This is a genomic window from Micromonospora sp. CMU55-4, assembly GCF_011602315.1.
Taxonomy (GTDB): Bacteria; Actinomycetota; Actinomycetes; order Mycobacteriales; family Micromonosporaceae; genus Micromonospora; species Micromonospora chalcea.
Genome location: NZ_JAAOLH010000022.1, coordinates 30,528 through 51,664 on the forward strand (window position 1 = coordinate 30,528; position 21,137 = coordinate 51,664).

Annotated in this window: 17 protein-coding genes; 10 read left to right on the forward strand and 7 right to left on the reverse strand. The window is 71.5% G+C overall.

Translation table 11 applies throughout. The annotated features are described in order from the left end of the window. The first annotated feature begins 208 nt into the window (after positions 1–208). Positions 209–2,587: a M28 family peptidase gene (locus tag HA073_RS27990; RefSeq protein WP_166457663.1), complete on the forward strand. Its 2,379-nt coding sequence runs from the start codon at positions 209–211 to the stop codon at positions 2,585–2,587. A gap of 80 nt (positions 2,588–2,667) precedes the next feature. Here HA073_RS27990 and HA073_RS27995 read toward each other — a convergent pair whose 3' ends face one another. Then, a complete protein-coding gene (locus HA073_RS27995; RefSeq protein ID WP_166457664.1) occupies positions 2,668–3,552 on the reverse strand; it encodes an NAD(P)-binding domain-containing protein in 885 nt (294 codons plus the stop codon). Between the two features lie 29 nt (positions 3,553–3,581). Between HA073_RS27995 and HA073_RS28000 the strand changes: the two genes are divergently transcribed. The 4 genes from HA073_RS28000 to HA073_RS28015 all read left to right on the forward strand — a co-directional run bounded on the left by HA073_RS28000 (position 3,582) and on the right by HA073_RS28015 (position 7,676). Next, the gene (locus tag HA073_RS28000) at positions 3,582–3,932 is read left to right on the forward strand and encodes a helix-turn-helix domain-containing protein (protein WP_135242141.1); all 351 of its coding nucleotides are present in this window, start codon (positions 3,582–3,584) and stop codon (positions 3,930–3,932) included. Positions 3,933–4,041: 109 nt separating this feature from the next. Then, positions 4,042–4,611: a YciI family protein gene (locus tag HA073_RS28005; RefSeq protein ID WP_166457665.1), complete on the forward strand. Its 570-nt coding sequence runs from the start codon at positions 4,042–4,044 to the stop codon at positions 4,609–4,611. Between the two features lie 36 nt (positions 4,612–4,647). Beyond that, a complete protein-coding gene (locus tag HA073_RS30980) occupies positions 4,648–5,382 on the forward strand; it encodes a PH domain-containing protein (protein WP_166457666.1) in 735 nt (244 codons plus the stop codon). Positions 5,383–6,656: 1,274 nt separating this feature from the next. After that, complete coding sequence (locus tag HA073_RS28015) at positions 6,657–7,676, forward strand: hypothetical protein (protein WP_166457667.1); 1,020 nt, start codon at positions 6,657–6,659, stop codon at positions 7,674–7,676. 151 nt (positions 7,677–7,827) lie between these two features. Here the strand turns inward: HA073_RS28015 and HA073_RS28020 are convergent, their stop codons facing one another. The 3 genes from HA073_RS28020 to HA073_RS28030 form a co-directional block, all read right to left on the reverse strand. Beyond that, a complete protein-coding gene (locus HA073_RS28020) occupies positions 7,828–8,082 on the reverse strand; it encodes a Smr/MutS family protein (RefSeq protein ID WP_064446661.1) in 255 nt (84 codons plus the stop codon). Positions 8,083–8,141: 59 nt separating this feature from the next. Next, a complete protein-coding gene (locus tag HA073_RS28025; RefSeq protein WP_018787684.1) occupies positions 8,142–8,504 on the reverse strand; it encodes a M48 family metallopeptidase in 363 nt (120 codons plus the stop codon). A gap of 88 nt (positions 8,505–8,592) precedes the next feature. Further along, the gene (locus tag HA073_RS28030) at positions 8,593–9,363 is read right to left on the reverse strand and encodes an ROK family protein (RefSeq protein ID WP_166457668.1); all 771 of its coding nucleotides are present in this window, start codon (positions 9,361–9,363) and stop codon (positions 8,593–8,595) included. 85 nt (positions 9,364–9,448) lie between these two features. Between HA073_RS28030 and HA073_RS28035 the strand changes: the two genes are divergently transcribed. The 3 genes from HA073_RS28035 to HA073_RS28045 all read left to right on the forward strand — a co-directional run bounded on the left by HA073_RS28035 (position 9,449) and on the right by HA073_RS28045 (position 12,723). After that, entirely contained in the window at positions 9,449–11,086 is a 1,638-nt protein-coding gene (locus tag HA073_RS28035) for an ABC-F family ATP-binding cassette domain-containing protein (protein ID WP_064446663.1), read from the forward strand. Positions 11,087–11,124: 38 nt separating this feature from the next. Next, a complete protein-coding gene (locus tag HA073_RS28040; protein ID WP_043328117.1) occupies positions 11,125–11,442 on the forward strand; it encodes a hypothetical protein in 318 nt (105 codons plus the stop codon). A gap of 555 nt (positions 11,443–11,997) precedes the next feature. Next, the gene (locus HA073_RS28045) at positions 11,998–12,723 is read left to right on the forward strand and encodes a methyltransferase domain-containing protein (protein ID WP_043328114.1); all 726 of its coding nucleotides are present in this window, start codon (positions 11,998–12,000) and stop codon (positions 12,721–12,723) included. 196 nt (positions 12,724–12,919) lie between these two features. Here the strand turns inward: HA073_RS28045 and HA073_RS28050 are convergent, their stop codons facing one another. Both HA073_RS28050 and HA073_RS28055 read right to left on the reverse strand, forming a co-directional pair. Beyond that, positions 12,920–13,924, reverse strand: a complete 1,005-nt coding sequence (locus HA073_RS28050) for a LacI family DNA-binding transcriptional regulator (RefSeq protein WP_166457669.1) — start codon at positions 13,922–13,924, stop codon at positions 12,920–12,922. 156 nt (positions 13,925–14,080) lie between these two features. Continuing rightward, complete coding sequence (locus tag HA073_RS28055; RefSeq protein ID WP_043328110.1) at positions 14,081–15,574, reverse strand: amino acid permease; 1,494 nt, start codon at positions 15,572–15,574, stop codon at positions 14,081–14,083. Between the two features lie 273 nt (positions 15,575–15,847). On the opposite strand from HA073_RS28055, the gene HA073_RS28060 reads away from it, so the two are divergent. Further along, complete coding sequence (locus HA073_RS28060) at positions 15,848–17,512, forward strand: glycoside hydrolase family 10 protein (protein ID WP_166457670.1); 1,665 nt, start codon at positions 15,848–15,850, stop codon at positions 17,510–17,512. A gap of 160 nt (positions 17,513–17,672) precedes the next feature. Beyond that, a complete protein-coding gene (locus HA073_RS28065; RefSeq protein WP_064446667.1) occupies positions 17,673–18,215 on the forward strand; it encodes a phospholipase in 543 nt (180 codons plus the stop codon). 64 nt (positions 18,216–18,279) lie between these two features. On the opposite strand, the gene HA073_RS28070 is transcribed toward HA073_RS28065, so the two are convergent. Continuing rightward, a complete protein-coding gene (locus HA073_RS28070; protein ID WP_069087771.1) occupies positions 18,280–21,093 on the reverse strand; it encodes an adenylate/guanylate cyclase domain-containing protein in 2,814 nt (937 codons plus the stop codon). Positions 21,094–21,137 lie beyond the last annotated feature (44 nt).

Genomic DNA, 21,137 nt, shown 5'->3' on the forward strand with positions numbered 1-21,137 from the left:
TCCTGACTCAGACCACAGTCATACACAACGCGGCCGACACCGGCGCGGCGGAGCGGGTGACCGGTCCACCTCCACAGCGGCACGGTCGACAGACGATGTTACGCCGGGAGCGCTGTCACGCCCGCAGCGCACCGTCCGAGGACTGCCGCCGCAGCCCCCGGGGGTGCAGGATGATGCCCACCCCGTTGATCCACCCCGAGGAGTCCCCGTGGGCGCACCCCCCACCCGTCCCGCCGACCGGGCGCTCACCAAGCCCCGCCGCCGGCTGACCAGCGCCGTCGCCGCGCTGATCGCGCTGCTCGCCGTCGGGGCGGGCGTCCTGGTCGGCCTCTCCACCCCGGCCCCGGCCCCGGCGGACGCGCCCGAGCGCGAGTTCAGCGCCGCCCGGGCGTACCGGAACGTCGAGGTGATCGCCGCCGAGCCGCACGTGGCGGGCAGCGCCGCGAACGACCGGGTACGCGAGCACCTGGTGGCGACGCTGCGCGGGCTGGGCCTGCAGACCGAGGTGCAGGACGCGGTCGCGCCCGAGGCCGGGCAGCTGTCCGGCGCGGCCGGCGGGGCCACGCTGGCCCGGGTCCGCAACGTGGTGGCCCGCCTTCCCGGCACCGATCCGACCGGAAAAGTGTTCCTGGTCTCCCACTACGACTCGGTGCAGACCGGGCCGGGCGGCAACGACGACGCCGCCGGCACCGCCACGATCCTGGAGGTGGCACGGGCGCTCACCACCGGCCCGCGCCCCCGCAACGACATCGTCTTCGTGCTCACCGACGCGGAGGAGGCGTGCCTGTGCGGGGCCGCCGGGTTCGCCGGCGACCACCCGCTCGCCCGCGACGGCGGGGTGGTGCTCAACCTGGAGGCGCGCGGCTCCACCGGCCCGGTGATCATGTTCGAGACGTCCCGGAACAACGCGAAGCTGGTCGAGGTGTTCGGCAAGGCCGCGCCGCACCCGGTGGGCACCTCGTTCGCGGTGGAGATCTACCGCGCGCTGCCGAACGACACCGACTTCACCGCGTTCCTCGACCGCAAATTCGTGGGCCTGAACTCGGCGTACATCGACGGCGGCGCGATCTACCACACCCCGCTGGACGTGCCGGCCCGAGTGGACCGGGGCAGCCTCCAGATGCACGGCGACAACGCGCTCGGCCTGGCCCGCGAATTCGGCCGCACCGACCTGGGCGACCTGAGCGCCGGCCACGACGACACCTACTTCCCGGTGCTCGGCGGGCTCGTCCGCTACCCCGGCTGGCTGACGCTGCCGCTCGCCGTCGCCGCGCTGCTCGCCGTCGGCGCGCTCGGCTGGCTCCTGCGCCGCCGGGGCCGGGCCACCGCCGGCACGCTCGCCGCCGGCTTCGGCCTGACCCTGCTGCCGGTCGTCGTGGCGCCGCTCGGCGCGTGGCTGCTCTGGGCCGCGATCACCACGATCCGCCCCGGGTACGCCGAACTGCTCGACCCGTACCGCCCGGTCTGGTATCGGCTCGCCGTGGTGGCGCTCTCCGCCGCGGTGCTGTTCTGCTGGTACGCGCTGCTGCGCCGCCGGGTCGGCCCGGCCGCGCTGGCGTTCGGCGGGCTGGCCTGGCTCGCCGTGTTCGGTGTGCTGCTCGCGGTGGCGGTGCCCGGTGGGGCGTACCTGACGACACTGCCCGCCCTGGCCGGCGCGCTCGCCGGTTTCGCCGCGCTCGCCACCCGGCGCGACGGACCGTGGCCGGTGGTCGCGGTGACACTCGCCGCCGCGGTGGCGGTGGTGATCCTGCTGCCGCCGGTGGTGCTGCTGTTCCCGGCGCTCGGCATGGGCATGGGCGCGGTAGCCGCGCTCGTCGCGGTGCTGCTCGGCCTCGCCGTACTCCCGGTGGTGGACCTGCTGCACCCCCGGGCCAGCGGCCAGCGCGGCCTGCTCGCGCTGCGCGCACGCCGGCTCGGCGCGCTGCCCGCCGCGGCCGCCGCGCTGGCGGCGGTGGTGCTCGCCGGGGTCGGCCTCGCAGTGGACCGCTTCGACGCCGCGCATCCCGTGCCGACCCACCTGATGTACGCGCTGGACGCGGGCACCGGGAAGGCGGCTTGGCTCACCCGCGAGGAGAAGCCGCAGCCCTGGACCGACGGCTACGTCGACCGGAGCATCGCGGTGGCCGACGACTTCCCCGGGCTGGGCAACAGTGAGATGCGCGCCGGACCGGCCGCCGCAGCGCCCGTGCCCGCCCCGAAGCTGGACCTGCTCTCCGACACCCGCACCGGTGACCAGCGCGTGCTGCGCCTGCGCGTGACGCCGCAGCGGCAGGTACGCCTGCTCACGCTGCACGTCGACACCAGCACCGCCACCGTGCGGTCCGCCTCGGTGGCCGGGCGGGACGTGCCGGTCGAGCCGGGCGGCGGGAAGTGGGGGTTCGGGATCGTGTTCCACGCCCCGCCGCCGGAGGGTGTCGAGGTGACGCTGACGCTCGTGCCCGGCGCCGGGGCCGTTTCGGTGCGCGCGATGGACGCCAGTGACGGGCTCTCCGGGGTGCCCGGGTTCCGGGAGCGGCCGGAGGGTGTGGGCGTGGTCGGCTCGCACAGCTCGGAGATGCTGGCGGTGGCGCGCACGTACCCGCTCTGACCGCCACTTACTTGCACCACCTCGCCGAAGTGGCGGTATCCCCGCGCCGGGATACCGCCACTTCGGCGTACTGGAGTGGATCAACGCCGCCCCAGCACCTCGGCGACCCGCAGGAAACCGTCCGTGCCGTGGCCCAGCCCGACGGCCCGGTGGGTCATGCCTTCGACCGCACGCATCACCCCGGCGTCGATGCCGTGCGCCTCGGACGTGTGGACGATGTGCGCCATGGACGACACCGCGGAGGTGATCGGGTTGCCGTCTCCGGGGAACGTGCCCGTGTCCATCTCCACCGCGCCCTCCTCGAAGATGGGCGGCAGGATCGCGGCGATGCCAGTGGCGAACGGCGCGAGTTCCCGGGCCGTGACGCCTTCCGCCCTGGCCACCGCCAGCGCGTGCGCGTAGCCCGCCATCGCGGTCCAGAAGATGTCGAGCAGCGCGATGTCGTACGCCGCCGCGCGCCCGATCTCCTCCCCGAGGTGGGTGTGGGTGCCGCCCAGCGCGCCGAGCACCGGCTGGTGCTTCCGGTAGAGGCCGGCCGGACCGCTGTAGATGACCACCGCGCCCGCGGTGCCGGTGGTGGTGGTCGGCGTCATGATCGCCCCGTCTAGGTACCGGACGCCGTGCCCGGCCGCCCACCGCGCGGTGTCCCGGGCCCGGTCCGGGGTGTCGGCCGTCAGGCTGACGACCGTGCGACCCGTGAGCGCGGCGGCCACCGCATCGCGTCGCAGGATGGCGTCCGACGCGTCGTAGTTCACCACGCAGACCACAGTCAGCCCGCTCGCGGCGACCGCCTCCTCGGCGGTCCGTGCGCTCGTCGCGCCCCGCTCGACCAGCTCACGGTCCTTGCCGGGCGTGCGATTCCAGACCGTCGTGGGCACTCCGGCGCTCAGGAAGGCGCCGGCCAGCGCACGACCCATCGGTCCCAGACCGAGCACCGTGACAGACTTGTCGGGATTGGTGTTCACGCAGACTCCTCTTGTCGAACGGGACGCAGATGACGCGCAGCCGGGCCCAGGATCTGAACGTCTGTGGAGTGACGGCCGCGATCGCCGTGATCGACGGCAAGTGGAAGACAGCCCTGCTCTGGCTGCTGGAATCCGGCCCGCGCCGCCCCGGAGAGCTGCGCCGGCAGCTTCCGGGACTCACCGAGAAGGTGCTGACTCAGGCGTTACGCGAGATGGAGGGCGACGGACTGGTGCACCGGGAGGCGTACGAGGTGCTGCCGTTGAAGACCGAGTACTCGCTCACCGCTTTCGGCCGCGAACTGGCCGAGGCGCTGGCTCCCCTCTCCGACTGGGGCCACCGCCGCCTGGACAAACTCGCCGAAGCCCGCACCGCCTCCTGACCTGTTCTTTTCCGCCTCTGCCCACAACCAGGTTCGTCGCGGTCGCGCACGCCGACAAGTACCCACAAAAAAGTGGCTACGTCTGCTGATCGACCGCGAGACTCGGGTCATGGAATTCCTCTGCTACCACCGCGACCGGCTCGGCTCGGCGTCTCTGCGCCAGGAACTGGTCGAGGAGCACTGGTCCTACATGGACCGGTACGCGGAGCAGATGATCGCGCGCGGCCCGACCCTCGCCGACGACGGCTCGCCGACCGGCAGCGTGCACATCCTGAGCCTGCCCGACCCCGCCGCCGCACGGGCGTTCGCCTTCGACGAGCCCAACTACCAGGCCGGCGTGTACCGGGACGTGATGCTGCGCCGGTGGCGGAACATGCTGGGCCGCACCATGTGGGACTTCCCCGGCGGCCGGACCGGCGGCAACCGCTACCTGGTGCTCGGACTCGGTCCAGAGCGGAGCGCGGGCCTGGTGCTGCCGCAGCGGCAGGACGAGCTGATCGCGTACGGGCCGCTGCTGTCCGACGACGGCGCGACCTGGCTCGGTACGGCGGCGTTGGTGCGGGCGACCGGCCCGGACGACGCGCGGGCGGTGCTGGCCGTCGACCGGTATGCCGAGGTGGAGGCGCACCACTGGGTGTTCGGTGGCCGCCCAAGCCCGGATGCCGCCGCCTCGGTGTAGCAGAGCGCGGTGAACCCTGGTTGTAGGGTCGCGGGAGTGATCGACGCGATCTTGGCCGCCGTGGTGCGTCACCGACGCCCCACCCTGGTGACTGGTCTGCTGGTGGCGGGCGGGAACGCGGCAGCCATGGGCTACGCGCCGAACGTGGCGCGGGCGACGGCCCTCCCGCTCCTCCTCCTCGCCCTGGCCCTCCTGCTCCTGGCGGTCATCAGCATGGGGACACGGCCCGCCGCTCTGATGGTCCTGCCGCGGGACGTGGCTTTCGCCTCACCGGTCCCGGCGTGGCGGGTTCTCCTCACCCTGGGTCTCCTCGGCCAGTCCTCCGCGACCGTCGGCGCATACCTGCGCTCCACGGAAGCGGGCATCGCCACCACGTTCGACGTCGGCGTCGGCCTGCTCTGGTTCCTGCTGATCGCGCTGCTGGTAGCTGCGGCGTGGCGTGGGCACAGCGTGCGGCTCAGCCCGGACGGCGTACGCACGACGGGACTCCTCGGGTCGCGCATGATCCCGTGGGAGGCAGGGGCGCGCGTCGAGGCGCCGAGCAACGACAGGCGGTCCACCATGCGGCTGCCGCTGACGATCGCGAACCCCGCGCTGGTGCGGCGTCGTGGCCTGGTGGGCCGCCCCGCGATACCCGTCGACGGCGTCCAGCCCGGCTTCCTCGCCTCCGTGATCGGCCAGTACGTCGCCCACCCGGACCATCGGGCCGCCATCGGCACGCCGGACGAATACCGTCGGCTGGTTGCCGACCTGCACGGTAGGGCCGGTTGACCTAACTCCCACATAGAGTTCCGCCGTTTGGGATCGCGGATGCGGAAGCGTTCTCCCCGGCGGCAAGGATGGCCGCGCCGCGACCCGATCCTCATCTAGGCCGAGGTGCATAGTCCATCAAACGGGCCAGACCACCTCTGACCTGCGGAGCAGAACCGAGCCCTCCTCGTTCAAGGATACACGAGCAGGACTCACGTTAACCCCCGGACCAGATAATTGCACATGAGGTGGTAGTGTTCATCCTGGCCTACTGTCTGTTCGTCGCGACACCTTAGTCAAGGTCAGTCAAGGAGCAGGCAATGCTTGATCAGAGGGACCGAGTCTTGAACGTTGGTGATCTCGTTCAGGTCCGATGGCCGCACAGGTTCGTCACCCCGGGGCGGGTGATAGCGCCGGACATGCAGGGGTTCGCCCTTACCGACAAAGGACTTACGCCCGTTCCTCACGTAGTTGTGACGACGCACCTGCCACACATGGTGCTACCGCCCGGTGTGCGCGTCTTGCCGATTGGAACCCCGGCCTACGCAAGCTTCCAACTCGATGAAGTCGAATTAGTTGGAGCTGATCCGGACTGGGATCCGTTCGAGAAGCGCCCGACCGCGAGTCCGGAAGAACTGCGCGTGATTTCCGGTGAACGATGGTGGCGCGTCCCTTCCTATGCTGGTCCTACCCACGTGGGTGCTTACATCCCCAGCACCTGGTACCCGCAAGGGGCGCCGGCCTGGGCATGGGAGGACGGTTGGCGCAAGGCGAATGTCGTTCATGCGTCCAGTGGATGGATTAAGGTTAAATTCCGCGACGGGTACCAGAGGCCGGGAGGGCCGAAGGCATACCGCCCTCACGAGATATCGCCAGTTCTGTGCCAAGAATCGGAGGCAGATATCAAGGTGGACTGGCGCAGGCAACCCATGCCTCGCTACGAGATGTATCCCATGCCCGAAATTTAGAGGTGGCTGCCAGATACCGATCTGACTCTTATAGCCTGGCGGGCGCGGGCGCGCCTACTTATGCCATCCCGTCGCCCTTCGTCCGCACACCTGTGGGTGGGGCCCACCCCGTCGAGGTGGAACGCACCACTGCCTGAACGACCTTAACCGGGTAGGCCCCACCTGCTCCGCTCTGTGCGGACGAAGGTTGTCGGGATAGCGACACCTGCGCGAGCGCGCACAGAAAGCTGTCACATCTCTAGCGATACGCGACCGATTGCCTGCTTGCCCCTTGAGGGACCGCCCGTGAGTCTCGCATTTCTTGGGACGCTTGGTTAGCATCCGCCGGTGGACATCCTCTCGGATGCGCAGTACGAAGTACTCACCTTCGTTGGCGCTTGCAACCGGAACTTCTACAACCCCACTGCGATGCAGGTAATGCTCTGGCGGAGCAACCGCCGCCCTGAACAGGCTGTGTACCGGACCGTTCGTCGACAGTTTGGGCCAGCTGTCGACCTTACTGCGCCCCTACACGGGATGGACACGGCGAGTGATCGAATGGCTGCGTCTCTTTGGGGGGATGCCTTACGGCCGTTGCAGGACGCGTTCGCCTCCATCGCGAAGCAGCTTGCTCCGCTCGGCTCTGGCGGCAGCAAGGTTCGATACGTGCAGGAACTAGTGAAGCCGGCCGAGACGGAGGTTGCACACTTGCTCAGGCTTACGTGGCTAGAGGAAGTGCCAGCGCCTCATGGCGGGGAAGCCGGACTCCGGCTTACCGATCTAGGCCGCGCGCTGCTCCGTGATGCCGAGAGCGACGAGGAGAGCGACGAAGATGTCAGCGTCGTGGTCCTTGGGCGGGAGGACCCTCTCGCTTACCCAATCCTAGTTGGGCAGTTTGCGGTGGCTGGGGCCGGGCTACTAGTCGACCCTTACCTAAAACTGGCGGATTTGCACACGATCGTGGTTAGCACGCAGCTCACACGGCTGCTGGTGAGTGGCAAACCCAACAACCGCGGCGTGGTCGCCTCCATGGAGGCTTACCTCGGAAGCCAGAGCCTCCCCCGGCCGGTCGAGGTTCGATCGTCAATTGGGTTGCACGATCGAGTTCTCATCGCGGACGAAGGGGATGTGCTCACCGTTGGCACCTCCCTCAATGGCATAGGGCGGACGACTACAGTCATGACCCCGATCCCGTCTCCCGCTCGTGAGTCGTTGCGGAACGAGTATGAGCGGCTCTGGCGGGAGGCCACTCTGGTTGGCCCAACCCCTGCTGAGGATGAGGCTGACGAGCCTTCAGACAGCGCACCTCGGTCACGCGGACCCGGGCTTCACCCTCCGGACCTACACGCACCTGCTGCCAACGAGTGAGGACCGCACCCGGCGAGCCATCGACAAGGCGCTGGGTGAGGACCAGGAGGAGGACGACCCTCCGGAGCCCGTAGACGGCCTGGAGACGGCATGATCTTGCTTTCGGCCCCCTCTGAACGACCCAGGACGCAGGTCAGGGGGCATGCCGGTTCTACTTCCAGCGGAAATGCACGAACAAACGGCCGAAGTTCTTCGAGTCCTTCTCGACCCGGTGGTAGAGCTGCTTCACGTCCTTCTGGTCGAGGAACCGCAGCACCTTCTTCTTCAGCGCGCCCGACCCCTTACCCGGGATGATCTCCACGAGGGTGGCCTTCTTCGCCACCGCCTCGTCGATGATCCCGCGCAGCGCACGATCGATGTCGTGGCCCTTGTTGTAGATGTCGTGGAGGTCGAGCTTGAGCTTCACGGTCCCATCCTAGGTACGCGGAAGGGCAGCCCGGGCGGGCTGCCCTTCCGCGTGATCAGTCAACGGCCGACCTTGCCCTCCACCCGGCGCAGCGCGGTGGCGTAGTCGGTGTTCGTCGAGTACATCGCGGCCGCGATGCGCAGGTGCCGCAGCGCGTCCACGGGCCGGTTCATCCGCTCCAGCGTGCGGCCGAGCACGTGGTGCGCGTAGTGGTCGCTCGGGTCCCGGTCGACCAGCTCGCGCAACTGCTCCTCGGCCCGGTTGAGCTGGGCCGACTGGAAGTAGGCGCGGGCCAGCAGCTGCCGGACCGACGAGTTGTCCGGCTCGGCCTCGATGATCGGTTCGAGCAGCCGGGCCGCTCCGGTCGGGTCACCCGCTTCGAAGAACATGGTCGCCCGCCGGTACTCCGCCAGAAGATCCACTCGACCCACCTCCTCGTGTCGCGCCAGGCCTTGGTCCGACGCTGGCACAACACCGGCGGGAGCGCGAGTGTTCCTGCGGGGCGAAAGATCAGGTTGTGGGGTCGTACCGGCCGCCGACCAGGTCCCAGGCCCGGACACCGCCCACGATTCCGGCGGTGTTCGGGACGATTACCACGTCATCGCCCATCCGGGCCACCTGCTCGGGCCGGATCAGCCGGGAGTTGCCGCCGCCGAGGTACAGCCGGTCCCAGCGGAACACCGGCCGCAGGCCGTCCACCACCTGCCGGATCCGCCGGGACCAGAACGCGTCGCCGAGGCGCCGCCGTTCCGGCTCCCCCACGTACGTGTCGTAGGTGGTGTTCCACCGCACCGGCGCGTGCGACAGCTCCAGGTGCGGCGCCAGCACCCCGCCGTCGAAGAGCGCGCTGCCCAGCCCGGTACCGAGCGTCAGCACCAGCTCGCAGCCGGTCCCGGCGACCACGCCCGCGCCGTGCACCTCGGCGTCGTTCAACACCAGCGCCGGCACGCCGAACGCCTCGGCCAGCGCGGTGCGCGCGTCGTACCCGGACCACTCGGCCAGCAGGTCCGGGTCGACGCGGCTGCGCGGCCCGGACCGCGTCACATAGTGCGGCGTGGCCACCACGACGCCGTGCCGGATCATGCCGGGCATGCCGACGGTGAGCCGGTCCGCCGTGGGCAGGCGGGCGCCGAGATCCAGCAGCGTCTTGACGAACAAGACAGGCGGCAGCGGGTACGGCGTGGGCACGCGCAACGGCCGCGCGCGCATGGTCCCGGCGGCATCCAGCACGGAGGCCTTGATCCCGCCGCCACCGCAGTCGATCGCCAGTGTGGTCACCACGGCAGTGAGTCTCCCTCAGATCGGTGCCGCCGCAAGCGTGGGTCGCGGTAATCCGGATGCGCACGCCGGTAGGCTCGGTGCCCTGATGAGCGCCACGTTGATCGCCAAGGACCTCACCGCCGGCCACGGTGACCGCCTCCTCTTCGAAGACCTCGACCTGGTCGTCGCGCCCGGCGACGTGGTGGGTCTGGTCGGGGTCAACGGCGCGGGCAAGTCCACGCTGCTGCGTACCCTCGCCGGGCTGGTCCCACGCGAGCAGGGCACGGTCTCACTCAGCCCGCCCACGGCGACCGTCGGCTACCTGCCGCAGGAGCCGGAGCGCCGGCCCGGCGAGACGGTCCGCGAGTTCCTGGCCCGGCGCACCGGGGTCAGCGCCGCGCAGGCCGCGCTCGACGCCGCCACCGAGGCGCTCACCGCCGGGGCGGCGGGCGCCGACGACGCGTACGCGAATGCTCTGGAACGCTGGCTCGACCTCGGCGGCGCGGACCTGGACGAGCGGGCCGCGCAGGTGGCCGCGGAGCTGGGTCTCGACGTCGGCCTCGACCACCCGATGACCGGCCTGTCCGGCGGGCAGGCCGCCCGCGCCGGGCTCGCGTCGCTGCTGCTCAGCCGGTACGACGTCTTCCTGCTCGACGAGCCCACGAACGACCTCGACCTGGCCGGGCTGGACCGGCTGGAACGCTTCGTCACCGGGCTGCGCGCCGGGACCGTGGTGGTCAGCCACGACCGCGAGTTCCTCACCCGCACCGTCACCCGGATCGTCGAGCTGGACCTGCATCAGCGGCAGGTCAACCACTTCGGCGGTGGCTACGCGGCCTATCTGGAGGAGCGGGAGGTGGCGCGCCGGCACGCCCGCGAGGAGTACGAGGAGTACGCCGACACGAAGGCCGACCTGGAGGCGCGCGCCCGCACCCAGCGGGCGTGGATGGAGAAGGGCGTCAAGAACGCCCGGCGCAAGGCCACCGACAACGACAAGATCGGCCGCAAGTTCCGCACCGAGTCGACCGAGAAGCAGGCCGCGAAGGCCAAGCAGACGGCCCGGCTGATCGAGCGGCTGGAGGTGGTCGAGGAGCCGCGCAAGGAGTGGGAGCTGCGGATGGAGATCGCCGCCGCGCCCCGCGCCGGCGCCGTCGTGGCCTCGCTGCGAGGAGCAGTGGTACGCCGTGGCGGCTTCACGCTCGGCCCGGTGGACCTGCAGATCGACTGGGCCGACCGGGTGGCGATCACCGGGGCGAACGGCTCCGGCAAGAGCACCCTGCTCGCCGCGCTGCTCGGGCGGCTCCCGCTGGACGAGGGGCACGCCGCGCTCGGCCCCGGCGTGGTGGTCGGCGAGGTCGACCAGGCCCGGGGACTCTTCCTCGGCGACCAGCCGCTGCTCGACGCGTTCGGCGCCGCCGTACCCGATCTCGCCCCGGCGGACGTGCGGACGCTGCTGGCGAAGTTCGGGCTGCGCGCCGACCACGTGCTGCGGCCGGCGGCGACGCTGTCCCCCGGCGAGCGGACCCGGGCCGCGCTGGCGCTGCTGCAGGGGCGCGGCGTGAACCTGCTGGTGCTCGACGAGCCGACCAACCACCTCGACCTGGCCGCGATCGAGCAGCTGGAGTCGGCGCTGGCGAGCTACCCGGGCACGCTGCTGCTGGTCACGCACGACCGGCGGATGCTCGACGCGGTGAGCGTCAACCGGCGGCTGCGCGTGGCGGACGGACGGATCGCCGAACACTGATCCATGCCGAGTCGGCCGGGCGGGTCCACAATGAGCGCATGCTCAAGTGGGAGTACGCGCTGCTGGTCCGTCGTCGTCAACCCGCGTCGACCGACCTCGGGTTCGAGGTCGTCTTCATCTGGTACGGCCCGGACGGCTCCATGATCGACGTGACACCGTACGGCGACACCGCGCTGGCCCACCTGAACCGGGCCGGTGACCAGGGCTGGGAACTGGTCGCGATGAGCGAGGACCCGTCGCTGCCCGGCAACAACGAGCTGCACCGCTACCACCTCAAGCGCCCGAAGGCAGCGGCCGCCCAGCCGCGCCAGCGGATGCGCAGCTCCCGCACCATCCGCCGAACCCTCTCCCCCTGACCCTCCTCCCTCCCCCCCCCCCCCCCCCCCCCCCCGCCCCTCCCGCCCCTCAGCGCGTCGATCTTGCAGTTGCGGCCCTTCGTCTGCCCCTTTTGCGAGCTTGGCCCGGGCCACAACTCCATGATCGACAGCGCCCACCCCAAGCCGCCCGTCGGAGCGTGCACCCCCGACCCGAAACCGGCGGTGATCAAGGAGTTCGTGTGGACGTCGCCCTCGAAAAAGGACACAAACTCCTTGATCAACGGGGTGGGGGGTGGCCTCTCGCGATCGAGGAGTTCGGGTCCATCCACGCCAACGCCAGCACGAACTCCTTGATCCCCGAGTCGCGGGAGATCTTGGAAGGAAAGTGCCCCCATGACCGCCGAAATCTTCCAAGATCTCGGACGCGCCCCGGTGATCAAGGAGTTTGTGTCCTCGCGGGCGTCTTCTGGTGACACAAACTCCTTGATCAACGGGGTGGGGCGGGGCGGACGGCGGGACGGGGTGGAGGAGGACGGCGGACGGGTCGGGGCATATTGGGGTGAAATGGGGGTAACGGGCCGCCGGAGGTGGCGCATGGTGGCGATGGGGCAGACCGCGCTCTCGGGTGAGCGACTCCGGCAGACCGACGAGTTTCTCGCCGAGGCGTGGGCCGACCTGGTCCGGCACGACGAGCGGCTACGCGGGACGACCGTCGAGGTGCGCTTCGACCGGGGGGTGGCGCACCTGACCGGCGCGGTCGCCGACCCGGCGCAGTTGCGGCTGGTACGGGAGTTGATCGGCCGGCTGTCGGGCGTACTCGGGGTCTGGTGCCGGGTCGCCGTGGGCGGGCGGGCGCCGGTGGTGGTCGACCTGGGCTGCGGCGCGACCAAGCAGTGGCCGGGCAATCTGGGGCTGGACATCTATCCGGCGCCGGGGGTGAACGCGGTCGCCAACCTCGCCGGCTCGCTGCCGCTGCGCGACGCCTCGGTGGACGTGTTCTTCGCGGTGCACATCGTCGAGCACCTGATCGACTTCCTGCCACTGTTCGACGAGTGCCACCGGGTGCTGCGGCCCGGCGGTGTGCTCCACGTGATGAGCCCCTGGTGGCGGCACGTCAACGCGGTGGCCGACCCGACCCACGTACGCCTGCTGGACGTGCAGACGTTCAAGGGCATCTGCGGTCAGCGCCCGCCGGGTACGCCGCGCTGGTATCCGCTGCACGTCGGCTGCGACGGCGCGTCGGTCTTCGCCGACCTCACTCCCCTGCCCCCGGACGCGCCGCCCCCACCCGCATCCCACCTGGCCCGCTTCTTCGACTGACCCCGGCCGAGCCGGACCCCACCCCGGACCCACCCGGACCCGGACCCACCCCGTCGATCATGAAGTTGGCGGCACTCAAGGAGATCGACATCGCCGCCAACTTCATGATCGACGCGGCTGGGACGCGGCTGAGACGCGGCCGGGACGCGGCCGGGACGCGGCTGAGACGCGGCCGGGACGCGGCTGAGACGCGGGGCTAGAGGGGGGCGGACTCTCGCAGGGCTAGGTGGTGAGGGGTTACCAGCTCGCGGGGTGGGGAGTCGCGGTCGGGGCCGAGACGTCCGGCCAGGAGCTCGACCGCCAGGCGGGCGATGCGTTCCTTGTCGGGGGCGACTGTGGTCAGCGTCGGGATCGAGAAGCGGCCGTCCTCGATGTCGTCGAAGCCGGCCACCGCGACGTCCTCGGGCACGCGCAGGCCCGCCTCGTGCAGGGCGCGCAGCGCGCCGAGCGCGAGCGTGTCGTTGAAGCAGAAGACGGCGTCGGGGCGTACCCCGGTGGCGAGCAGGTGCCGCATGGCGGCGGCGCCGTCCGCGCGGTGCCAGGCCGGCGAGGGCGCCACCAGGCGGTCGTCGTACGCGATGCCGGCCTCGGCCAGCGCGGCGGTGTAGCCGGCCAGGCGGAGCCGGGCGCTGGCGCCCTCGGGGGTGCGCTGGGAGCCGATCGCGGCGATCCGGCGGCGGCCGAGCCCGATCAGGTGGGCGGTGATCTCCCGGGCGGCGGCCACGTTGTCGATCATGATGTGGTCGGCGGGGCCGTTGTCGACCCGTTCGCCGAGCAGCACCACGGGCAGGCCGTGCAGGGCGGCGAGGTCGTCGGAGGTGAGCGCGAGCGGGCTCAGGATCAGGCCGTCGATCATGTGGTCGCCGATGCCGCTGGCGGCCTTGCGCTCCTGCTCGGAGCCGCCGCCGGTCTGGTGGATGAGCACCGTCCAGTCGTGCTCGGCGGCGGCGGTGACGACGTGCCGGGCCAGCTCGGCGAAGTAGGGGATGTCGAGCTCGGGCACGGCCAGGGCGATCACCCCGGTACGCCCTTTGCGCAGGTTGCGGGCCGACAGGTTGGGCCGGTAGTTGAGCGCGGCGATGGCCTCCTCGACCCGGGCCCGGGTGTCGGCGCGTACGTGCTGGTAGCCGTTGACGACGTTGGAAACGGTCTTCACCGACACTCCGGCCCGCTCCGCGACGTCCTTGAGCCTGTGCCGCACTGAACTGTCCTCCCGGTGAACGCTGGCCGCACTGTACCGCCTCACGACGACGTGACGACCTCTTCACACGGGAGAGTTACAACGTTGCAGAATTCACGGTCGATCAGGGCGGAGCCCTCCCGGCCCGCGCGTCGGGAGGGCTCCGCGGTGCCCGCCTCAGGGGGTGGGGGCGGGCTCGGGGGTGTCCGAGTGCTCGCGCCGGGCGAGCCGGTTCTTGCGGTGGCCGTACCCGAAGTAGATGACCGCGCCGATCAGCATCCAGGCGAGGAACCGCAGCCAGGTCTCCACCGACAGGTTCAGGCTCAGGTAGAGGCACGCCACGGCGGTGAGGATCGGCAACACCGGCGAGAACGGCACCTTGAACGGCCGCTCCAGGTCGGGCCGGCGCTTGCGCAGGATCGGCACCGCGATCGCGACCAGCGTGAACGCGCAGAGCGCGCCGATGCTGACCAGGTCGGCCAGCGCCGACAGCGGAAGGAAACCGGCGAGCAGCGCCACCGCGACGGTCATGATCCCGGCGATCCGGTACGGGGTACCCCAGCGCGGGTGCACCTTGGCGATGGCGGGCGGGATGAGCCCGTCCCGGGCGATGGCGAAGCCGATCCGGCCCATGGCCACCAGGTCGACCAGGATCACGCTGGTGAGCCCGGCGACGGCGGCGATGGAGACGAGCACCGCGGCCCAGCCGGCGCCGACCGCCCGGAACGCGGACGCGATCGGCGCGCCCTCGTCGATCTCGGTGTACTTGACCATGCCGACCACGACCAGCGAGACGCCGATGTAGAGCACCGTGGAGATGAGCAGCGTGCCGAGCAGACCCAGCGGCAGGTCCCGCTTGGGCTTGCGGGTCTCCTCACCCAGGTTCGCCACGGCCTCGAACCCGGTGTACGCGAAGAACACCACTGCGGCGGCGGTGAGCACCCCGACGAAACCGAAGACGGAGGGCTCCAGCCCGAAGATGACCTGGGTGACCGGCTGCTTGATGCCGTCGTCCCCGGCGCCGGCCGGCTCGGCGGCCGGGATGAACGGGCTGAGGTTGGCCGCCTTGACGAAGAACAGCCCGGCGATGATCACGAAGGCGCAGATCGCCACCTTGACCAGCACCAGCAGGTTGGTGACCCGGGCGGACTCCCGGATGCCGACGATGGCGACCACGCCGAGCACCAGCACGATGCCGATCGCGCCGAGGTTGACGACGCTGCCCTCCTCGGCGAACCAGGCGCTGGGCAGGCCGAACAGGTCGGCGAGGTAGCCGGACCAGCCGCGGGCCACCACCGCCGCGCCGAGCGCGAACTCCAGCAGCAGGTCCCAGCCGATGATCCAGGCGACGATCTCGCCCATCGTCGCGTACGCGTAGGTGTAGGCGCTGCCGGCGGTCGGCACGCTGCTGGCCAGTTCGGCGTAGCAGAGCGCGGCGAGCAGCGCGACCAGGCCGGCGATGCCGAACGAGATCACCACGCCCGGCCCGGCGCTGTTGCGCGCCTCGACACCGGTGAGCGTGAAGATGCCGGTGCCGATCACGATGCCGATGCCGAAGCCCATCAGGTCGACCGCGCCGAGCCGGCGCCGCAGTCCCGGCTTGCCGTCCTCGCCGTCGGCGTCGCCCTGGGCGAGCACGTCCCCGATCGGCTTGGTTCGCAGGACCGACATCTGATCACCTCCCCCGCCGTGTGGCCGCCACGGTGGCGGTCTGTGACCGGGCTAGCTACCCAGCCGTTTTCCGCTCCAATCCCGCACGGCAGGTATCGGAATCGTCACGATCCGGCCGAGGTCGGACGGCGCGGGACATCGATCACCGGTCAAGGTCTTGCGCCGGGCACGGATAGGTGAAAGTTTCCTACCGGAGGCGTGGGCAGTGCGGCGAATCTTGCCGCAACCCCGCCGCCGACCGTCCCCCCGGACCCGACGAAGGGACCGCACCGCATGAAGGCAACTCGGCTCGGAGCCGCCGCGCTGGCCGCGGCGCTGCTCAGCGCGCTGGTCGCCGGCACGCCGGCGCAGGCCGCACCCGACGACACCAGCACCGCCACTTCCCCCTCCACCGACTGCGTCACCGACCCGGCCACCCCCAAGCGCCAGTTCCGGGCCATGTGGATCGCCTCGGTGACGAACATCGACTGGCCCACAAAGGACTCCTGGACCGCGCCGGACCAGGTGGCCAAGCAGAAGGCCGAATACCTGGCCTGGCTCGACCTGGCCCAGAAGCTCAACCACAACGCCGTCGTGGTCCAGGTCCGCCCGACCGCCGACGCGTTCTGGCCCTCGCCGTACGAGCCGTGGTCGGAGTACCTGACCGGCGTACGCGGCAAGAACCCCGGCTGGGACCCGCTGGCCTTCCTGGTCGACGAGTCGCACAAGCGGAACCTGGAGTTCCACGCCTGGTTCAACCCGTACCGCGTCTCCATGCCCGCCCCCGGCGGCGCCGGCGCCGACCTGTCGCAACTGGCTCCGGACAGCCCGGCCCGCCAGCACCCCGACTGGGTCTTCGCCTACCCGCCCGCCGGCGTCGCCGGCAGCCGGCTCTACTACAACCCCGGCGTCCCCGAGGTCCGCGAGTTCGTCCAGACCGCGATGATGGACGCGGTCAAGCGGTACGACATCGACGGCGTGCACTTCGACGACTACTTCTACCCGTACCCGAGCGGCACCCACCAGGTGCCCGACGACGCCACGTTCGCGGCGTACAACAGGGGCTTCACGGACAAGGCCGACTGGCGGCGGGACAACATCAACCTGCTGATCCAGGAGATGAACGCCAAGATCAAGGCGGTCAAGCCGTGGGTGAAGTTCGGCGTCAGCCCGTTCGGCATCTGGCGCAACGCGTCGGCCGACCCGAACGGCTCGGACACCACCGGCTCGCAGTCGTACGACATCATCTCCGCCGACTCCCGCAAGTGGGTCAAGGAGGAGTGGATCGACTACATCGTGCCGCAGCTCTACTGGTACATCGGCCAGTACCCGGCCGCGGACTACGCCCGGCTCGTGCCGTGGTGGGCCGAGCAGGTGCGCGGCACGCGGGTCCAGCTCTACATCGGCCAGGCCGACTACAAGAGCGGTGACCCGGCGTACGGGTCGTTCTGGATGAACCCGCAGGAGCTGTCGAACCACCTGACGCTCAACCGGTCGTACCCGGAGGTGCTCGGCAACGTGCACTTCTCCGCGGTGCAGGTGCGGGCGAACCGGCTCGGCGCCACCGACATCTACGCCGCCGAGCACTACTCCCGCCCCGCGCTGGTGCCCACCATGACGCACCTGCCGCGCAAGCCGCTGCTGTTCCCGGTGGTCACCAAGGCCCAGCGGGAGGCGGGCGGGGTACGCCTGAGCTGGCGTCAGCCGGCCGACGGCAAGGGCCCGCTCGGCACCGCCACGTCGTACGCGATCTACCGGTTCGACGGGCACGGCCTGGCCGGGCGCTGCGACTTCGCCGACGCCTCGCACCTGGTCGGCACCGTGCGGGCCACCGACGGCGCCGTGCAGTCCTGGGTGGACACCACGGCGGCCGACGGCGCCCGGTACACCTACTACGTGACCGCGCTGGACCGGCTGGCGAACGAGAGCCCGGCGAGCCCGCCGCGCTTCGTCCGCTGATTCACCCCGAATGCCCCCGGGCCGCCTCGCCGGTCCGGGGGCATTCGTCTGTTCAGGCGGATGTCAGCGAGCCGTTCCCCGGGGCATCGCCCCAGCTCACCCCTTTGATCGACACTTGTCGACACCCGGAGATCCCGGCCACCACCACGCGGAGGTTCCCGTGTCCCGTCGCCTCGCCACCACCCTCGCCGCCGGCGCACTCGCCCTGCTCACACTGCTCGGTCTGGCCACACCGGCCGCCGCCGCGGTGAGCACCCAGCAGAAGCTGTCCGTCCTGACCAGCTGGACGCAGACCAGCGCGTCCAGCTACAACGCCTGGAACAGCGCCCGGCAGAACCGGTCCCCCTGGACCGAGTACGGCTTCGACTGGTCCACCGACTACTGCTCGTCCAGCCCGGACAACCCGATCGGCTTCAACTTCAAGCTCTCCTGCTACCGGCACGACTTCGGCTACCGCAACCACAAGGCGATGGGCGTCTTCTCCGCCAACAAGGCCCGTCTGGACAACGCCTTCTACGCCGACCTGAAGCGGGTCTGCGCCACGTACAACGCGGTGGTCCGGCCCGCCTGCTACAGCCTCGCCTGGACGTACTACCAGGCGGTGAGCGTCTTCGGTTCGGTCGCCGCCGTGTCCCCGGCCGACCTCGACCGCGCCGCCCGGATGAAGGCCGACGCCGAACGCCACGCCGCCGCCCGCGCCTGACGCACCACGCGGGGAGTCCGCCGCACGGCGGGCTCCCCGGCGCAGTACGGAACGGTCGCCCGCCTCAGCCCGCCGTGCTGCGCGGCTGGAACGCCGGCCAGGAGCCCTGCGCGGGAACGCCGAACCGGGGTGAGTCGGCGGCCAGGTCCGGGTGCTCGACGTGCAGCGCCAGCGCCGCCACCTCGTCCAGCCGCAGCCCCGCCCCGGCGCCGTAGGCGGCGTCGAACGCCTCGTCGCCGAGCACCCGGCGCAGCTCCGCCTGCCGGGCCGCCCAGTACGGGCCGTATATCCCCGGCGTGGCCCGCAGGTTCGACCGGGTGGCCTGCGCCGCGCCGAACAGCCGGGCCGCGGAGAGCGCGTCCCCGGCCAGCGCGCAGCGCACCGCTATCGCGTTGATCGTGTCGCAGGCCCGGCCCAGGTAGCCGTGGCTCATCCGCGACCGCAACGCCACCAGCAGGTGCTCGTGCGCCGCCACCAGGTCACCCCGGGCCAGCGCCACCATCCCGAGCAGCATGTCCACCGAACGGCCGCCCCGCTCCGCCGGCCGCGACGCCTCGACCGGGCGGGCCGCGGCGAGCACCTCGGCGGCCTCGTCCAGCGCGCCCCGGCGCCAGAGCAGCTCGGCCAGGTTGTAGACGGCGAGCAGCGCGTCCCCGACCACGTCCTGCGCGTACGCCCAGTCGATCACCTCGCGGCAGACCCGCTCCGCCTCGGCGAACTGGCCCATGTCGACGAGCGGCGCGGCGCGCCCGGCCAGCACCCGGGCCAGCAGCCCCCGGTCACCGGACTGCCGGGCGGCCGCCTCGGCCCGCTGCGAGTACCGCAGCTCCTCGCCGAACTCGCCGTCCGCGCCCGCGTGCAGCGAATGCATGTGGTACGCGGCGGCCAGCTCGGCCTCCGGCATCACCTCGCCGGTCTCGGCGAGCCGGCCGTAGAGCCGGAACAGCCAGAGCCGCCCCTCCCGGGCCAGCCCGCGTTCCCGCCACCACTGGTCCAGGTCGCCGGCCAGGCGCAGCCCCGCCCGGGCGCTACCGCCGGTCGCGCACCAGCGCAGCGCGGCCCGCAACTCACCGGCCAGCGGATCCAGCGCGTACAGGGAGAGCGTCACCGGACGGCCGTCCGGCCCGAGGCACGCCCGGTCCAGCGCGTGCCGGCACCAGTCCACGTGCCGGTCCCGGGCGCTCTGCTCCTCGCCCGCCTCGACCAGCCGCCGGGCCGCGTACGCCCGGATCGGGTCGAGCATCCGGTACGTGCTGCCCGAGGCGTGCGGCTCGGCCAGCACCATCGACTTGTCCACGAGAACCGAGAGCGGGTCGAGCGGGTCCTCGCCGAGCAGCCACTGCACGGTGGGCAGGTCCACCGGTCCGGCGAACACCGCCATCCAGCGCAGCAGCCGGGCCGAACGCGCGCCGAGCGTCCGGTACGACCAGGTGACGGTCGCCTGGATGGTCAGGTGCCGCTCACTGGCCGAGCGCTGCACCGCGCGGGTCGCCGGCGTGGGCGGTGCGGCACCGGTCGCCGCGGCCACCAGGTCCACGGTGTCCTGCTGGTTGCCGCTCCAGCCCGCCTCCACCGGCGGCGGCTCCGCCGTCTCCCGTCCCGCGTCGAGCGTGCCCAGCATGTCGTCCAGCCGCTCCGCCAGCTGCCCGGCGGAGAGCACCCGCAGCCGGGCGGCGGCCAGCTCTATGGCCAGCGGCAGCCCGTCCAGGCGGCGGACCACCCGGTGCAGGTCGGCCTGCTCGGCCGCCTCCGGCGCCCGCCCGCCCCGGGCCACCGCCGTGCGGTCCAGCAGCAACGCCACCGCGTCACTGCCACCGTCGGGCCCCTCGTCCACCGACAGCGGCGGGATCCGCCACACCACCTCACCTGGTACGCCGAACGACTCCCGGCTGGTCGCCAGCACCCGTACGCCCCGGCCACCGGCCAGCAGCCGGCTGATCACCTCGGCCGACGCCGCGGTCTGGGCGTCACAGGTGTCCAGCAGCACGAGCATCCGGCGCGGCGCCGCGTACTCGACGAGGGTGTCGAGCATCGGCCGGCCGGGCTCCGGGCGGAGGCCGAGCACGGCGGCGATCTCGAACGCCACGAGCCCCGGGTCGGTCACCGCGGCGATGTCGACGAACCAGACCCCGTCCGGGTAGTCCTCCACGATCCCGGAGGCCAGCTCCACGGCCAGCCGGGTCTTGCCGGCACCGCCCGCGCCGAGCACCGTCACCAGGCGGTACGCCTCGACCAGCCGGCCCAGCTCGGCGCGCTCGGCCTGCCGGCCGACGAACGAGGTGACCTGGGTGGGCAGGTTGTGAGCCGCCGCGTCGGCGGTACGCGGGCGCGGGAAACGCCGCTCCAGACCGGGCGCGACGAGCTGGAACAGCCGCTCCCGGTCGTCGAAGCCACGCAGCCGGTGCAGGCCGAGGTCCAGCAGGGACACACCGTCCGGCAGCGGTTCGGCGTGCTTGGCGGTGGCGGCCGAGCAGAGCACCTGCCCGCCGTGCGCGGCGGCGGCCACCCGGGCGGCCCGGTGCACCTCGGGGCTGGCGTACTCGCCGTCGCGCGGCTCGGCGTAGCCGGTGTGCAGTCCCATCCGGACCCGGGGCGTGGCGTCCGGGTTGGGCCAGTCGTGACCGGCGAGCGCGCGCTGCGCGGTCAGGCAGGCGTGCACCGCGGCGGCGGCGTCCGGGAACGCGAGGAAGAACGAGTCGCCCTCGGTCAGCAGCTCGGCCCCGTCGGTGCCGGCGAGGGTGTCCCGCAGCAGCCGGCGATGCTCGTGCAGCACCGGCCGGTAGACCGGGCCCAGCATCCGGGCCAGCCGGGTCGAACCTTCGATGTCGGTGAACACGAAGGTCACCCACCCGCTCGGGAGGTGGTGTTCTGGCGACATACGTCGAACCTCCGCCCGCTGACGTCGGATCCATGCTGCCCTAT

What these genes read in the sequence shown, in the direction of transcription:
- HA073_RS28000 (WP_135242141.1), top strand. Translation starts at nt 3,582, where the DNA reads ATGACGCGCAGCCGGGCCCAGGATCTGAACGTCTGTGGAGTGACGGCC.
- HA073_RS28005 (WP_166457665.1), top strand. Translation starts at nt 4,042, where the DNA reads ATGGAATTCCTCTGCTACCACCGCGACCGGCTCGGCTCGGCGTCTCTG.
- HA073_RS28035 (WP_064446663.1), top strand. Translation starts at nt 9,449, where the DNA reads ATGAGCGCCACGTTGATCGCCAAGGACCTCACCGCCGGCCACGGTGAC.
- HA073_RS28040 (WP_043328117.1), top strand. Translation starts at nt 11,125, where the DNA reads ATGCTCAAGTGGGAGTACGCGCTGCTGGTCCGTCGTCGTCAACCCGCG.
- HA073_RS28045 (WP_043328114.1), top strand. Translation starts at nt 11,998, where the DNA reads ATGGTGGCGATGGGGCAGACCGCGCTCTCGGGTGAGCGACTCCGGCAG.
- HA073_RS28055 (WP_043328110.1), bottom strand. Translation starts at nt 15,574, where the DNA reads ATGTCGGTCCTGCGAACCAAGCCGATCGGGGACGTGCTCGCCCAGGGC.
- HA073_RS28060 (WP_166457670.1), top strand. Translation starts at nt 15,848, where the DNA reads ATGAAGGCAACTCGGCTCGGAGCCGCCGCGCTGGCCGCGGCGCTGCTC.
- HA073_RS28070 (WP_069087771.1), bottom strand. Translation starts at nt 21,093, where the DNA reads ATGTCGCCAGAACACCACCTCCCGAGCGGGTGGGTGACCTTCGTGTTC.